Origin of the sequence: Streptomyces sp. NPDC007346 (assembly GCF_040703535.1) — a bacterium.
Classification (GTDB): domain Bacteria; phylum Actinomycetota; class Actinomycetes; order Streptomycetales; family Streptomycetaceae; genus Streptomyces.
Genome location: NZ_JBEYKR010000009.1, coordinates 1 through 16,173, shown reverse-complemented (window position 1 = coordinate 16,173; position 16,173 = coordinate 1). Strand labels below are relative to the sequence as shown.

9 protein-coding genes and 1 tRNA gene are annotated in these 16,173 nt (G+C 72.1%); 1 reads left to right on the top strand and 9 read right to left on the bottom strand.

Annotation, left to right across the window (positions count from 1 at the left end):
• Positions 1-10: 10 nt before the first annotated feature.
• Both AB0917_RS04875 and AB0917_RS04870 read right to left on the bottom strand, forming a co-directional pair.
• Entirely contained in the window at positions 11-1,855 is a 1,845-nt protein-coding gene (locus tag AB0917_RS04875) for an HSP90 family protein (RefSeq protein WP_366818039.1), read from the bottom strand.
• Positions 1,856-2,251: 396 nt separating this feature from the next.
• Complete coding sequence (locus AB0917_RS04870; protein ID WP_366818038.1) at positions 2,252-3,238, bottom strand: hypothetical protein; 987 nt, start codon at positions 3,236-3,238, stop codon at positions 2,252-2,254.
• 331 nt (positions 3,239-3,569) lie between these two features.
• On the opposite strand from AB0917_RS04870, the gene AB0917_RS04865 reads away from it, so the two are divergent.
• Positions 3,570-4,232 carry a hypothetical protein gene (locus AB0917_RS04865; RefSeq protein ID WP_366818037.1) on the top strand — a complete coding sequence of 221 codons (663 nt, stop codon included), beginning with the start codon at positions 3,570-3,572 and terminating at the stop codon, positions 4,230-4,232.
• A 45-nt stretch (positions 4,233-4,277) separates the two neighbouring features.
• Here the strand turns inward: AB0917_RS04865 and AB0917_RS04860 are convergent, their stop codons facing one another.
• The 7 genes from AB0917_RS04860 to tmk all read right to left on the bottom strand — a co-directional run bounded on the left by AB0917_RS04860 (position 4,278) and on the right by tmk (position 15,953).
• Positions 4,278-6,278: a serine/threonine-protein kinase gene (locus AB0917_RS04860; protein ID WP_366818036.1), complete on the bottom strand. Its 2,001-nt coding sequence runs from the start codon at positions 6,276-6,278 to the stop codon at positions 4,278-4,280.
• 145 nt (positions 6,279-6,423) lie between these two features.
• Positions 6,424-8,697: a tetratricopeptide repeat protein gene (locus AB0917_RS04855; protein WP_366818035.1), complete on the bottom strand. Its 2,274-nt coding sequence runs from the start codon at positions 8,695-8,697 to the stop codon at positions 6,424-6,426.
• 230 nt (positions 8,698-8,927) lie between these two features.
• Entirely contained in the window at positions 8,928-9,305 is a 378-nt protein-coding gene (locus tag AB0917_RS04850; protein ID WP_366818034.1) for a hypothetical protein, read from the bottom strand.
• Positions 9,306-9,498: 193 nt separating this feature from the next.
• A tRNA-Thr gene (locus tag AB0917_RS04845) sits at positions 9,499-9,575 on the bottom strand.
• 118 nt (positions 9,576-9,693) lie between these two features.
• The gene (locus tag AB0917_RS04840; RefSeq protein ID WP_366818033.1) at positions 9,694-11,223 is read right to left on the bottom strand and encodes an alpha/beta hydrolase; all 1,530 of its coding nucleotides are present in this window, start codon (positions 11,221-11,223) and stop codon (positions 9,694-9,696) included.
• 79 nt (positions 11,224-11,302) lie between these two features.
• Positions 11,303-12,508, bottom strand: a complete 1,206-nt coding sequence (locus AB0917_RS04835; protein WP_366818032.1) for a DNA polymerase III subunit delta' — start codon at positions 12,506-12,508, stop codon at positions 11,303-11,305.
• A 142-nt stretch (positions 12,509-12,650) separates the two neighbouring features.
• Entirely contained in the window at positions 12,651-15,953 is a 3,303-nt protein-coding gene (gene tmk, locus AB0917_RS04830) for a dTMP kinase (RefSeq protein WP_366818031.1), read from the bottom strand.
• Between the last annotated feature and the right edge of the window lie 220 nt (positions 15,954-16,173).

The window sequence follows — 16,173 nt, the reverse complement described above, 5'->3', positions numbered from 1 at the left end:
TCGGCTGTCCTTAGCTGTCCTTGCGGAGGGCATGGGCGAGAAGGTCGAGGAAGGAGCGGTTGATGAGGCTCGACTCGGCGGGCCTCAGCGGGCGCCGGGAGAGGAGTGCGGCCTGCCCGTAGAGGGCCTCGGCGCTGGTACGGGCCAGTTCGGGCTCGTCGATGGCCACGGCGGTGCGCACCAGCGGGTTGAGCTGGTTGAGGATCAGCTGGGCCCGCGGGGCCTCCTGGCGCAGCGCGCCGAGGATGTCGCCCCACAGGCCGCCCTCCTGCTCCCGGGCGAGCTGGGAGCGGGTGCGCTCGTGCCGGGCCTCGCGGCTGTCGACGAGCAGGGCGGGCGCGGAGGCGGGATGGAACGTACGCAGCGCCACATCGCAGTCGAAGACGGCCAGCGCGTCACGGGCCAGGGCGAGGTAGGCCGCGGCGGCCAGTTCGGTCTCCCGGTCCACGGGGTCGAGGTGGGCGGTGAGGGTGGCCGGATCGAGGTCGGCGACGCTCGCCCCGGGCCTGATCTCGGGCAGCCGGTGCACCAGCTCACGGTCGTAGGTGTAGCCGCCGTTGACGACGCCGAGCCCGGCGGCCGAGGCTATCGCGGCGACCTGCCGGAACTCCTCCACGCTCGATGTGACGAGCACCGTGCGGTGGGTGCGCGCGAACTCGTCGAGGGTGGTGTGGCCGTCGGTGGTCTCGAACGGCAGCCAGGGCAGCAGCAGCCGCAGGATCTCGTCGTCGTGCACCGCGAGCGACTTCACGGCCAGGTGGTGGGCGCGCAGGAACCGGCCGAGCAGCTCCGGGTCGCTGGCGGCGGCCCGCGCGATCCACTCCCGCAGCCGCTCGGCGAGGGCGTCGCGGACGGCGGCGAGGGTGTCGTCCTCGTACAGGGACTCGCGGGAGGCGGTCGGGCGCAGGCTCTCGGCGTCGATGACGCAGCGGACGAAGAAGGCCCACTCGGGCAGGATCTCGTCGGCCTGCTCGGAGAGCAGCATGCCCTTGACGTGCACCCGGTGGCCGTGGCGCCGCCCGGCGGGCACCGCCTCGGGCAGCACGCACGCGATGCCCTTCAGGCCGACGGCCGGCAGGTCCAGCTCGATGGTGTCCAGCGGTGCGAACCCGAAGACCGTCTCCCCGTACGCGGCCAGCGCGCGGGACCGGGCGCCCGGGGTGGGGTGCGTACGGTCCCAGGGCGCGGGTTCGGGGTTGACGGAGGCCGCCGGGCCCGCCGTGCCGTCGGCGAAGGTCACCGGATGACGCAGGAGCGACCCGAAGTGCCGTGCCAGCGCGTGCACTTGGGCGGGCCGGGTCCACTCGCCCGTATCGGTGCGCGGCGTCAGCGTCACGGTGGTCCCGGGCCGGGGCCGGGCGGAGGCGGGCAGGGTGCGGACGCTGTAGCTGCCGTCCCCGTGGCCGCGCCACTCCACGGCGGGTGCGTCGGGGGTCCGGGCGGAGCGGCTGAGCACATGGATCTCGTCCGCGACCAGGAAACAGGAGAGCAGCCCGATGCCGAACTGCCCGATGAAGTCGCCGCGTTGCTCGGCGATGCCCTCGGCGCGCTTGCTGCTGCGCCCGATCGTGGCGAGGAAGGTGTGGACGTCGGCCTCGCTGAGACCGACGCCGTCGTCCTCGACGCGGACCACGGACCCGTCGGCGAACAGGCGGATACCGAAGGCGTCGGCAGGCGCGTCCGGTTCGAGGCCGCGCCGGGCGGTCAGGGCGTCCACCGCGTTCTGCAGGAGTTCGCGCAGATAGACGCGGGGGCTGGAGTAGAGGTGATGGGAGAGGAGGTCGACGAGGCCGCGCAGATCCACCTGGAAGGCGCGGTCGGCGCCGTCCGGGGACACGGCAGGGGGCAGGGTCATCGGGCAGTCCGAGGGGGAGGGCCGGCAGGCGGCGTGACGAAAGGGATCAGGGCTCGGGCGAGACGGCGGGAACCGGAACGCGCACGCTCAGACGCGAGGTACGGGAACCGCGGACGGGTGCGGCGCCGATGAGCCGGGCTCGGGTGCGACGTACGGGAACCGCACTCGGGCGCGACGTACGGAATCTGGGCCCAGGTACAACGCCGATGAGCTGAGGCTCAGGCGCGACGCACAGGAACAGGCTCCGGCACGACGCCGGTGAGCTGGGCTCAGGCGCGACGCACAGGAACAGGCTCCGGCGCGGCACCGGTGAACTGGGCTCAGGCGCGACGGCGGCAACGGCGGCGACGGTGGCGAGGGGGTCGACGGTCTCAGGCACGCCACCCGGGAACCGGCTCAAGCGCGGCGGTGGCGACGTGCGAACTGCTCTTCCGGGTCCGCGAGATAGGTCCAGGGCCAGCTGGTGTAGGCACCGTCGAGTGCCCGGAAGACGCGCCGTACCGTGTGCTGCTCGTCGGCCAGCGACAGGGCCATGGCGAACATGTTGAAGTCGTGCTGCCACCCCGGACGCCGTACGTAGGCGGGGTGCAGGATGCTGTGGTCGGCAGCCTGCCGCAACTCCGCCTGGGTACCAGCCGACTTCAGGCAGTCCTCGTCCTCGGACTCGACCCACTCCTCGATGTGGGCCATGGCGATGACACAGCCGAGCCGGTGGCCCTGCGGAGCACGGGCGAACGCGTCCCGGGCGAAGGCCAGGGCCTGCCCCGGCTCACCACCCCACCGGGGCTGCAACTGCGACAACTGGTCGATGTGGACCTCCGGGTCCAGCGGTTCCCGGCGCAGCGCGGCGTCGAACCGGACCTGGTTGACGTCCTGGCCCAGCGACAGCCCCCGCCCGGAGGTCAGGAGCCGGCGCCACGGCGTGACCCACTCGGGCCGCAACTCGGCCGCCGCCAGCAGCTGTTCCTCGGCCAGGGCGAGCCGCTCACCGAAGACCCGCCACTGCTCCTGCGTGACATCGACGGCCCGCGCGGAGGTGCGTGCCTCCCACCCCCAGCTGACATGGCGGGTCCCGGATATCAGCAGGGCCAGCACCCGGTGCTCCGTGTCCTCCTCGACGGCCCGCCCGATCCACTTCTCGACCCCGTCCACCTCGGCCAGCTCACCGAGCACCTGGTGGTCCCGCCCGAGGTCGAAGGGCCCGGCCGCCGCCTTGACGCCCTCCCAGTCCCCCGCGCCGGCCGCCTCCACCAGCGCGAGCACCCGCCGGTCCCCCAGCGCCCTCAGCGTGTAGGTCTCGTTCTTCCGCCTGCGCGTCGCCGGAAGAGCGTACGGCTCCTCCGCCGGTCTCTCCCCGCCCCTGCCGAACAACTTGCCGAGCATGCCGCGCCCTCCCCTGGTCCCGCGTGATCTTGGGGTGCAGCATAAGCGGGCCCTCTGACACTCCTTCCCCAGGGCCTTCACAGGTGCTTCACGCGTACGGGAACGGGCCCGACCCCCGTACGAGCCGCCGCCCCACACCCGTACTCACGCCCCCCGCGTGCCGTCGCCCTGACCTCGGGGCGGATGCCCGGAGAGGACGGCCGACCATCGGCAACACCCCACCCTGCCCCACCATTTGGTCACAACTCCGTCACCGCCGGAACAACTGACCCTCAGGGCCACATGGCACTCGTTACGGTCGGCCCTTCACGAACCGCCCAAGGGGGACGCCTTGAACACCCGCACGCTCACCACCGCACTCGCCTGTCTGGCCGCCGTGACACTGGTCGGCTGCGACCCGGCCGCCCCGGACCCGAAGCCGGCGGCCACAGCGGAGACGGAGCCCGCCACGGAGGCCCCTGCCGCGACGCCGACCAAGGAGGAGGAGAAGGCGGACGAGAAGGAGGAGCCCGTCCAGTCCAAGGCGGTCTCGGACTTCGTCGGCATGGGCCTCCAGTCCGCACAGGACACCGCGCAGAAGGAAGGCTTCTACGCGCTGAAGTCCCACGACAGCGCCGGCCGAGGGCGGATGCAGGCATTCGACCGCAACTGGAAGGTCTGCTCCCAGAACATCGCGGCCGGTAGGACCATCCCCACCGACACGGTGCTGGACTTCGGCTCCGTGAAGCTGGACGAGGAGTGCCCCGCCGCCGACGCGAAGACCCCCGATGCGGCGGACGGGAAGATGCCGAGCCTGGTCGGCAAGTCCGTCAAGGTCGCTCGTGGCGCGCTCGACTCGGGCACGTCGATCACCATCACCGACGCCCGGCAGGGCCGCATGGTGCTGATGGAGAGCAACTGGCAGGTGTGCACGCAGTCGCCCGCGCCCGGGGCCGCCCTGAACGGTCAGCCGGTCGAGTTCACCGCGGTGAAGTTCGAGGAGGAGTGCCCGTAGACGAGTTGTGGCGGGCCTCGTCACCACTGGGCGACCGGGCGCTCGCTACGGGGCGCCGTCGCACTCCTCCAATGACGGAGGGCTCACCGGTTCGGACCGGCCCAGCAGCGTGGAAAGGTGTTCGGTGTACATGTCCTCCCAGGTCCCGTTGTTCGTGATCTCCCGCAACGCGGAGCACACCTCAGGCCGCAGGTTCTTCTCCTTCGAGGACATGGCCACGCCGTAGCTCTCCACACCTTGGGCATTGGCGAGCCGCGTCACCTTGTCGGCGTGCTGCTGCTGGAAACCCGCCAGGATGACGTCGTCCGAGGCGACGGCCGCTACATCGCCCTCCGGGTCCAGCAGTGCATCCAGGCAGTCTTCCGTGGTTCTCGGCAAGTCTTCGGGGACGTTGAAGCCCGCCGCACGGAGCCACGCGGGGTACGTCGAAGAGCCGGCGCCGCACACCACGGCGTTCTGGTCCCTGAGATCCGAGGCGTCCGCGATCCCACTGCCTTTGCGTACCAGGAAGCCCCGAGCGGCCTCGTAGTACGGGCCGGCGAAGTGGACAGCGCGCGACTCCTTCCTCTCCGATGTCATGGCGTAGCCGGCGATCACCAGATCGGCTTGCCCGCTCGTCAGCAGGGAGGCGCGGTTCTCGGCGGATACCTGACGGAAATCGATCTCGTCCTTCTCGTAGCCCATCTGCCGCGCGATCTCTTGGGCGAGATCGACTTCGAAGCCCTGGTACTCCCCGCCCTTGTCCCGCAGGCTCAGTCCGGGCTGGTCGTCCCTGACACCGATGACCAGCTCGTCGTGGGTCTCCTTGTAGGTGCCCAGACCGACGTACCTCGCGGGGCCGTCGGAGCGTTTGCCGAGCTCCGCCAGCCTCTGCGGCCAGTCGCTCGTCGTGAGCCAGTTGCTCCCCCAGGCCAGCAGCCCGATGGAGACCACTACCGCGACCACTGCCTGCCAGGTCCGACCCCGCCCGCGGGGCGCGGGGGCCATCGGTGCCACACCGGAGCCCGCGTACAGGAGCGGAGTCGCGTCGGGAGCGGGACCGGCGGCCGCCGTCCGGCGGTCCGGGGCGGCCGGCCACGGTGGGTCCTCCGCCTCCGGGAAGCCCGTGACGACCGCCTGGAGCATCTCCTCCGCCTGGGCGGCTGTGGGGCGTTGGCGCGGGTCCTGCTCCAGCAGGGCCTCGATCACGGTACGCAGCGGCCCGGCGTTCTCCATGGGCGGCACCGACACCGTGCCGGCGCCCCCGGTACCGGGCGGTCTGCCTTCGACCATTTCGTACAGGGTCAGACCCAGTGCCCACAGGTCGGAGGCGGGCGTCACGGCCTCCGGCCGGCCAGGTGAGGGGCTGTCCGGCTCCGGCGCGAGGTACCCCCTGGCGCCGGGGGGCTCCGCAGAGCAGGGCACATGCCCGAACCCCGTAAAAGTAGTGGCTCTCAGACCCAGCAGGGCGACCGAACTGCCCCTGTGAACCAACACGTTGTGCGGGGTCACGTCGCGGTGGACCACCCCCGCACCGTGCAGCGCACGCAGCCCCCGGGCCACCTGAAGACCGAGCTCGGCGGCCCTGGGCACCGGGAGCTGTTTCCGCTCCTCCAGCAGGTCGGCCAGCGAGCAGGTGTCGAGGTGCTCCGTCACCACCCAGATCCGGCCCTCCGCCTCGAACACGTCGTGTACGGCCACCACGTTCTGGTGACGGACCCTGGCGACCGCCTGCGCTCCGCGATGGGTCCGTTCCCACCACTGCGCCCGCGTCTCGGAGGCCGCCACAGCCCCAGAGCGGAGCCGCTCCACGGTGACCTGCTGGTCGAGACGGGTGTCCCGGGCCTCCCAGACCGTGCCGACGCCGTCCTGCCCGATCCGGCGGCACAGTTCGTAGCGGTCGGCGATCAGTTCGCCGGATGCGAGCCGGGCGCCCGCAAGGTGGGCTTGCGCGGCGAGGACACCCGGCCGCCCGGACCGGTCGGTACCGGCCTCGGGGTGCGTGCCGGGCAGGACGGCCTCGCGCCCGTGCCCGGCCTGCTCGGCGGCTGATCCCCTGCTGCGCATGAGCCCCCCAGTGTGCTGCGCGAATCTCTTCGAGTGGATGGTGAGTCGGACCCGTTCCGTGTGTCGTCGATGACGAAGACCCGGGTGTTCGCCGCCCGGCCGGCCGCCGGCCGTTCCGCCGTCGGACCCGCTCGGCGGCCTCCCGTCAGACGGCCCTCGCACGGTCGAGGGAGCTGCGCACCGACCTCGTATCGGGGTGCCCTCGGCCCAGCACCCGGAGGCGGCTCTCGAGGACGCTTTCGTACAGGGATATGGCACGGCTCAGTCGGCCCGCCGACTGGTAGGCGGCGGCGAGGTTGTTGCGTGAGGTGAGGGTGTGAGGGTGGTCCTCGCCCAGCATCCGTACGCAGTCGTCGAGGACCCGCTCGTGCAGGGAGATGGCCCGCTCCAGCTCACCCGCCGACTGGTAGGCGGCGGCCAGGTTGTTGCGTGTGGACAAGGTGTCGGGATGGTCCTCGCCCAGCATCCGTACGCAGTCGTCGAGGACCCGCTCGTGCAGGGAGATGGCCCGCTCCAGGTCGCCCGCCGACTGGTAGGCGGTGGCCAGGTTGTTGCGTGAGGTGAGGGTGTGAGGGTGGTCCTCGCCGAGGACCCGTACGTAGTCGTCGAGGGCGCTCCGATGCAGGGGGATGGCCCGCTCCAGCTCACCCGCCGACTGGAGGGCGTAGGCCAGGTTGTCGCGCGACGACAGGGTGTCGGGGTGGTCCTCGCCGAGCACGCGTACGCAGTCGTCGAGGGCGCTCTCGTACAGGGGGATGGCCCGCTCCAGCTCACCCGCCGACTGGAGGGCGTAGGCGAGGTTGTTGCGTGAGGTCAGCGTGTCCGGATGGTTCTTGCCGAGCACACGTGCACAGCCTTCGAGGGCGCTCTCGTGCAGGGGGATGGCGCGGTGCAGGTCGCCCGCCGACAGGTACGCGGAGGCGAGGCTGTTGCGCGAGGTGAGGGTGAGGGAGTGGTCGCCGCCCAGCAGCCGTGTGCAGTCGGCGAGGACGCTTTCGTACAGGGGGATGGCACGCTTCGGATTGCCCGCCGACAGGTACGCGGAGGCAAGGTTGTTGCTCGAGGCCAGGGTGTCGGGGTGGCCTTCGCCCAGGAGGGCGAGACGGCCCCGGTGCGCGCGGTGGAGGACGGTCGTCGCGTGGCCGGCCAGCCCTTGGTTCATGAGGAAGACGCCGGTCATGTTGAGGAGACGGGCGGTCGTCCTGCTGTCGCTCTCCGCCGGGGCGTACTCGGTGAGGGCTTCGACATGCGGGACCAGCGCACGGCACAGGGGCCAGGTCCGGGGGGAAGCGGGGGTCTCGGGGAAGGCCGCGTCCAACTGGGCCGTGGCCACGGCGCGGGCCTGGGCGATGTCCTCCTCCTGCCGGTGGGGGTCCTCCGGGTCCGGGGTGCGGGCGAGCGCCTGGACCAGGCGGTGGACGGCGAAGGTTCCGTCGCCGGTGTTGGTGATCATGCTGTACGCGATCAGGCGCCCGATCGCCTTGGTCAGCGCGGGGGCCGGCGCGAGCCCGGTGAGGAGATCCCGAGGAATCCCGTCCGGCCCGTACCAGGCCAGGACGCGCAGGATCCGGCCCGTGAGGGGGGTGTCCGCGAGGCGGTCCAGCGTGATGCGCCAGACCCGGGCGATGGTGCGCGCGGCGTCCCCGCCCTCGGCGGTGTCCGCGTACATCTCCGCGGGTGACTCGGCGAGCATCCGCAAGTAGGTGCGGGGAGACGTTCCGGTCTCCGCGCAGTAGGACGCGGCCTGCTCCACGGCCAGGGGAAGATGGCCGAGTTCCGAGCAGAGCCGTGCGATCCCGTCGTTCTCACCGGGGCAGGCGTGGCCCAGGATGCGGGCGAACAGGTCGATTGCCTCGCCTTCCTCGAGAACGTCCAGTCGCAGGGCGACGGCCGTGCTGTGCCACCCGGTGGCACGACGGGTGGTGATCAGGAACCGGCCCGTCCCCACCCGGTCCAGCAGGGGGCGGACATGGTCGACGTGGTCGGCATTGTCGAGAACGATCAGCCAGTCGTCATGGGACGACAGCCATTGCACAGCCCATTCCGTGAGGATCTCCTCCGGCAGGCCGGCAGCGGCGGGCTGCAACGCGCGGGCGAGCTGGGCCAGGCCGGTGGCGATGGACGACGGGCTGTCAGCAGCGATCCACCACCGGGGGTTGCCGCCGTAGTGGTGGATGGCCCAGTGGGCCGCCAGCGCGGACTTGCCGACTCCGCCGAGGCCGTGCACGGCCTGCACCACCACATCACCGGGGGTCGCGAACTCCGCGTCCAGCCGGTCCAGAGCCGCCTTCCGACCGACGAACAGCCTCGTCCCCGGGGCGTTGTGCAATCTCGCCGGCGCGTCGACCTCGGAGACCGGGCCATACGCCTGCGGCGGGAGGACGACGCCGTTCTCGATGTACTGGGCGACCGACCCCACGATGTCACGCCCTGCGGTGTTCGCGCCCTGGCTCGCCTTGATCTCGGTGCGGGCCGGGGGTTCCTCGGCGCGGGTCGGAGACCTCTGTGCGCGGGCCGGGGGTTCCTCAGTGCGGGTCGGAGACCCCTGTGCGCGGGCCGGGGGTTCCTCGGTGCGGGTCGGAGGTTTCTCGGCGCGAGCGGGAGTTCCCCCGGCGCTCCGGGGAAGGAAGCGGCCACCGAAGCGCGCCATCATGAACCCCTGTACGCGCTCGAACCGCTGATGTCGCCGCCGGCGGCGTTCGAGCCCCCGGAGGCCGAGATCCCGTCACCGGCGACCGGCGCCCCGGAGGCGCGTCCGGTGTCACGGGCCGACGCGTCGTTGATACTTCCGCGCGCGGCGTTCGATCCCCCGTGCGCCCGCACCGGCTGCGGGTCCGGCCGCACGGCCCGGCGCATGGCCCGCACCGACATGCCCAGAGCGACCATCCCCACCACGGCACCGATCACACTCGCGACCCGGTCAGCGCTCTCGAGGTCCCCCGCCGACACCAGGACGGTCAGGACGACCGCAGCCGTTCCACCCGCGACCGCCAGTGACCACCACATGATCTGCCGCCAACCTGTCATACCTCATCATCAACCCGAGGGCATGGGGCGGTACGAGTTTCCGCCAGTTTGCTCCTGCGTCACGGATCCCGACTTCCGCGTCACGGATCCCGAGAGGAGCACCACGAGGCCAAAGACGCCAGTCGGCCCGCATTCGGAGGGCGCCGAGAACGAAGAAAACCCAGGTCACGGGTTATGTGACCTGGGTTTCGGATGGAGCCGCCTTCGGGATTCGAACCCGAGACCTACGCATTACGAGTGCGTTGCTCTGGCCAACTGAGCTAAGGCGGCACGCCCTGTCGCACTATGGTGCGATCAGCAGCGGAGCCAAGTCTACACAGTTTCCGGGGGTGCTCCGCACAGGGCACCCCCGGGGGCGTCTACGCAGGTCAGGGCGGGGGCAGGGGCGTCAGGTGCACTTCTTGTCGTTGGAGGGCGGGGTGCCGTCCAGGAGGTAGGTGTTGATCGCCATGTCGATGCAGTCGCTGCCCCGGCCGTACGCGGTGTGGCCGTCGCCGTCGTAGGTGAGCAGGGTGCCGGAGGAGAGCTGGTCGGCGAGGGACCGGGACCACTTGTACGGGGTGGCGGGGTCGCGGGTGGTGCCGACCACGACGATCGGGGCGGCGCCCTTCGCCTCCGTGCGGTGCGCGGTGCCCGTGGCCTTCGTGGGCCAGTAGGCGCAGTTCAGGGAGGCCCAGGCGAAGCCCCGGCCGAAGACCGGGGAGGCCTTCTCGAAGTCCGGGACCGCCTTCTGCACCGCGTCGGGGCTGTCGAAGGCGGGCGGCAGGTCGAGGCAGTTCACCGCGGCGTTGGCGGACATCAGGTTCGCGTACTCGCCGTCCGGCCCGCGCTCGTAGTAGCTGTCCGCCAGCGAGAGGAGGCCGGAGCCGTCGCTGCGCTGGGCGCCCGCCAGGGCCTCGCGGAGCTGGGGCCAGGCCGCCTCGTCGTACATCGCCGCGATCACCCCTGTGGTGGCCAGGGACTCGCCCAGCTTGCGGTCGTCGCCGGTCGGGATCGGCTTCGCGTCCAGGTCCTTGAAGAGCTGCTTCAGCGCGGTCGCCGCGTCCGCCGTGGACGTGGTGCCTAGCGGACAGTCCGGCTGCTTGACGCAGTCGGCGGCGAAGGACTGGAACGCCGCCTCGAAGCCCGCCGTCTGGTCGCGGTTCAGGTCGACGGCCGGGAGGGAGGGGTCCATCGCCCCGTCCAGGACCAGGCGCCCGGCCCGCTCCGGGAAGAGGTCCGCGTACGTGGCGCCCAGGAAGGTCCCGTACGAGGCACCCACGTAGTGCAACCGCTCGTCGCCGAGGAGGGCCCGCAGGACGTCCATGTCGCGGGCGGTGTCGACGGTGGAGACGTACGGGAGGATCTCGCCGGACCGCTTCTCGCAGCCCTGGGCGAACTTCTCGAAGGCGGCGGTGAGCTTTTGGACCTCCGCGTCGTCGTCCGGTGTCTGGTCGACCTGGGTGTAGGCGTCCATCTCCTTGCCCGTCAGGCAGTCGACCGGTTCGCTGCGGGCCACGCCGCGCGGGTCGATGGCGACCATGTCGTAGCGGGCCCTGACCGGGGCCGGGTAGCCGAGCGCCGCGTACCCCTGGAGGTAGCCGATCGCGGAGCCGCCGGGGCCGCCCGGGTTCACCAGGAGGGAGCCGATCCGCTTGCCGGGGCCGGTCGCCTTCTTCCGGGAGACGGCGAGGTCGATGTCGCCGTCATCCGGCTTCTCGTAGTCCCTCGGCGCCTTCATCGTCGTGCACTCGAACCCCTCCACCCCGCAGTCGCGCCAGCTCAGCTTCTGCGCGTAGTACGCCGACAGCCCCTCCGGCGCCGCTGTGCCGGTGGCCGAGGCATTGGGCGACGAGCCGCCGCCGCTGCAGCCGGAGATGAGCAGGCCGGCAGTGCCGATCCCGATGGCGAAGGTGCGGAGCAGGCGCCTGGTTTCCATCCTGGGAGCGTATCCGGCGGGTGACGTGTCGTCCGATTCCCTGCTCAATCGGGTGAACCGGGCCCCGGGCCGCCTCGGGTCAGCCCGCCCTCAGCGACATCGTCATCGCCTCTACCGCCAGCAGCGGCGCCACGTTGCGGTCCATCGCCCGCCGGCACGCGATCACCGCCTCGATCCTGCGCAGCGTCTGCGCGGGCGTCGAGGACTCCGCGATCCGGTCCAGGGAGTCCTGCACGTCCACATTGGCGATGGCTATGCGCGAACCGAGCTGGAGCGCCAGCACATCGCGGTAGAACCCGGTGAGCTCGGTGAGCGCCAGGTCCAGGCTGTCGCGCTGCGTTCGCGTCTTGCGGCGCTTCTGCTTGTCCTCCAGCTCCTTCATCGCTCCCGCCGTGCCGCGCGGCATCCGGCCGCCCGCGACCCCGCCGAGCGCCGCCTTGAGGTCCTCGGTCTCCTTGACGTCGACCTCTTCCGCCATCTGCTTGGCGTCGTCGGTGGCCGTGTCGATCAGCTCCTGGGCCGCCTTGAGGCAGCCGCCGACGTCGGCGACGCGCAGCGGAACCTTGAGCACCGCCGCCCTCCGTGCCCGCGCCCGCTCGTCCGTGGCGAGACGACGCGCCCGGCCGATGTGCCCCTGGGTGGCCCGCGCCGCGGAGTGCGCCCGGTCGGGATCGACCCCGTCGCGGCGGATCAGGACGTCGGCCACGGCCTCCACCGGCGGGGTGCTCAGGGTCAGGTGGCGGCAGCGGGAACGGATCGTGGGCAGGACGTCCTCCAGCGAGGGGGCGCACAGCAGCCAGACCGTGCGCGGCGCGGGCTCCTCGACCGCCTTCAGCAGCACGTTGCCCGCGCCCTCGGTGAGCCGGTCGGCGTCCTCCATGACGATGACCTGCCACCGGCCGACCGCCGGGGAGAGCTGGGCCCGGCGGACCAGGTCGCGGGTCTCCTTCACACCGATGGAGAGCAGGTCCGTACGGATCACCTGGACGTCGGCGTGCGTACCGATCAGGCTCGTGTGGCAGCCGTCGCAGAAGCCGCAGCCGGGCTCCCCGCCCAGCGCCCGGTCCGGGCTGGTGCACTGGAGTGCGGCGGCGAAGGCCCGCGCGGCGGTGGAACGTCCGGAACCCGGCGGTCCGGTGAACAGCCAGGCGTGGGTCATCTTCGAGCCCTGCTCCAACGGCTCACCGTCGGAGACGGCCGTGACCAGCGCATCGGCGTCCTTGGCGGCAGCGGCGAGCTGTTCCCTCACTCGGTCCTGTCCGACCAGGTCGTCCCATACGGTCATGGGCCACCGCCCTTCCGATCGTCGGATTCCATGTCGGATTCCATGTCCGATTCCATTGTGGGGGACACCACTGACAAGTCCGGCCCGCCCACCCCTCAGGGGCGGACGGGCCGGACGTCGTACAGGTTCGGACAGGTTCGGGTCAGCCGCGCGGGCGACGCCCCCTGCCCGTGGGGCCGTCGTCGTCGTGCCCGCCGAGCAGCTCGTCCGCGAGCGTCGGCAGATCGTCCAGCGGGGTCTCCTCGGCCCAGTCCGGACGGGGACGCTTGCGGCGGGCGCGGGGCTCGTCACCGGCCTGGCCCGCGGCCCGCAGGTCCTCGACCTGCGGCAACTCCCGGGTGCGCTCGTTCTCGCTCTCCGCCGGCGGGGAGGCGGGACCCTCGTCCCGGAAGTAGCCCTTGGGCACCCGGTCGGAGGGCTGATCGCCGCGCACGGGCGGCAGCACGGCCGTCTCGTCGGCAGCACGGGCGTCCCGGGAACCACGGGAGTCACGAGCGTCCCTGGAATCATGGACGTCACGAGCATCACGGGAGTCACGGGAATCACGAGAGTCCCGCGCGTTGCGGGCCGGCCGATCGTCCGTGATGCGCGGCAGCATCGCCGTCTCGTCCTCCCCTGAGCCCGGAGAAGAGGGACGGCGGTTGGACGGCTCGCCCTCCTCCGGACGCGCCGTAGGTACCGGCTGCGTGATCTCGTTCGGGTTCACGATCGGCGTGGGCACCGTGAGCTCGTTCTCCGGAACGGTGGGACCGTGCCCCTCCGACCACGAGGACGTCTCCGTACGGGAGTCGCGTGAGTCGTGGGAGTCACGTGAGTCACGGGAAGCCGCAGCCCGCTCCGCCTCGGCCCGAGCCGCCTCCGTACGGGCGGCCGCCTCGGCCTCCGCCCGGCGGCGCGCCTCCTCGGCCCGTACCAGCGCCTCCTCCGCCTTCCGCTGCTTCTCCAGGCGGAGTGCCTCCGCCTCCTTGCGCAGCCGCGCCTCCTCCTGGGCCTGCTTGCGGAGGCGTTCCTGCTCGGCCTCGCGGGCCCGCTCCTCGGCCTCCAGCCGGCGGCGGTCCTCCTCGGCGCGGCGGCGGGCCTCCTCGGCGCGCTGCCGGGCCTCCTCCGCCTGGCGCTCGGCCTCGCGCTGCCGGGCCTCCTCCAGCTCGCGCTGCTTGCGCTCCTCCTCCTCGGCGCGCAGCCGGGCGAGCTGCTCCTGGCGCTCCTTCTCCAGGCGCTCCTCCTCGGCCTTGCGGGCGGCCTCTTCCTCCGCCTTGCGCCGGGCCTCCTCCTCGGCCTTGCGCCGGGCCTCCTCGATGGCCTGGATCTCGGCCTCGGAGAGCGGGAGGAGCTGGTCGAGCCGGTGACGTACGACCGTGGTGATCGCCTCCGGCTCCTGCCCGGCGTCCACCACCAGGTAGCGCGTCGGGTCGGCGGCGGCCAGGGTCAGGAACCCGGACCGTACGCGCTCGTGGAACTCCGCCGGCTCCGATTCCAGCCGGTCCGGCGCCTCGGTGAACCGCTCCCGCGCGGTCTGCGGGTCGACGTCCAGCAGCACCGTCAGATGCGGTACTAGGCCGCTCGTCGCCCACCGCGAGATCCGGGCGATCTCGGTCGGGGCCAGGTCGCGTCCGGCGCCCTGGTAGGCGACGGAGGAGTCGATGTAGCGGTCGGAGATGACGATCGCGCCGCGCTCCAGCGCCGGGCGGACGACGGAGTCGACGTGCTCGGCGCGGTCGGCGGCGTACAGCAGCGCCTCGGCGCGGTTGGAGAGCCCGGCGGAGGAGACGTCCAGCAGGATCGACCGCAGCCGCTTGCCGACCGGGGTGGCCCCGGGCTCGCGGGTCACGACGACCTCGTGGCCCTTGGACCGGATCCAGTCGGCGAGCGCCTCCACCTGGGTGGACTTGCCCGCCCCGTCGCCGCCCTCCAGGACGAGGAAGAAGCCGGTGGCCGCGGGGGCGACCGCCGCGTCGCCGCCGCGCAGCGCCTCGCGCAGGTCGCGGCGGAGCGGTACGCCCGCCCGGTCGTCCGTCTTGGCGAGGACGATCGCGGCGACGGGCAGCAGCAGCGCGCCGATCAGCATCAGCGCGAAGGCCGCCCCGCCGTGGGCGAAGACGAAGTCGCCGGCGACCAGACGGTGCTGCCCGATCGCGGCGGCGAGCAGCGGGCCCGCGACGGCGCCGAGCGCCACGAGCACCCGGACGAGGGCCTGGAGGTGCGCGGTGGTCCGGGCCTGCCGGGGCGCCTCGGTCTCCTGGTCGATGATCGCGTGCCCGATGTTGGCGGCGACCCCGGCGGCGTAACCGGCGAGGAGGGCGATCCCGAGCCCGGTGGCGGTGTCCGGCACCAGGCCGAGCCCGAGGAGCGCGACGCCCGTGACGGCGGTGGCCAGCGCGAGCAGGCGGCGCCGCGACAGGGCGGGGAGCACCTTGCGCGCCGTACGGATGCCGAGGGCGGTACCGCCGGTCAGCGCGAGGATCAGCAGCGCGAACGTGGCGGGCCCGCCGCCCAGGTCGTAGGCGTGCAGGACGGATACGGCGGCGGCCGCGGCGATCGCTCCGGCGACGGCGGCGCAGACGCCGACGACCAGCGGGAGGGCGCCGGTGCGGCCCTTGTCGGGGCCGTCGCCGGTGGTGGGGCGGCGCAGCCCTTCCAGCGGGGAGCGCGGCCGGGGGGTCTGGGTGTCGGGCAGTTCGATGAAGTACAGGATCGAGATGGAGGCCGAGAACAGACCGGCCGCGACGTACGAACCGAGGGCCGCCTGGTGGAAGGAGAACCACTCCAGGCCCGCGCCGAGGAGGTTGCCGACCAGCGTGGCGGCCAGCAGGACCACCGCGGCGGCGGGGACGGCGAGGAAGTTCGTACGGAGCGACAGCCTGCGCAGGGCGTCGAGGTGGTCGGGGAGCGGACGTACGGCGGCGCCCTCGACGGGCGGGGCGGGCAGCAGCGCCGGGGCGGCGCTCTCCTTGGCCACCGCCCACAGGCGCTCGGCTCCGCCGGCCACGAAGACGGTGATGAGGATCATCATGAGCGCCTTGTCGGGCACCCAGTCGATCCACAGCGGGGCGATGATCAGCAGAGCGAGCCGAAGCCCGTCCGTCCCGAGCATCAGCCATCGCCGGTCCAGTTTCCCGCCGGGTGCCGTGAGCGACGTCAAGGGCCCCAGGAGTACGGCTCCGAAGAGCACGGTGGAAAGAATCCGGGCACCGAACACGGCGGCGACGGCGAAGGCCGCCCCGCGGTATCCGGCTCCGAATGAGCCCTCAAGGACCGCTGCTTGCAGCGACAACAGCACCAGCACGAGAAGGGCGAGTGCATCGCCGATACCGCCGACGAGCTGGGCGCTCCACAACCGCTTCAGCGGGGGAATACGCAACAGGGCCCGTACGGCGCGCTCGCGTGAGTCTGCGGCAAGTGTGTCGGAGGTGGGGCTCACGACCGTTGGCTGCTCGGCTCGCGTCATCCGCCCAGCCTATCGGCAGCCGCGCGGTGACCGTCGGCCCGTCCGAACATATGGCCGCAGATGACTTCCGGCCAGCTTCCGGAGAGGCCCTGACGCACTGTTGCGGCCCGGCGCCTGGATCGGGTGCCGGGCTTCTTCGATGTGAAGGCCGACGTTGAAGCGGTACTGGGCTTCTCCGGTTCGCTCGACGACTTCACCTTCGTGCCCGGCAAACACCCGG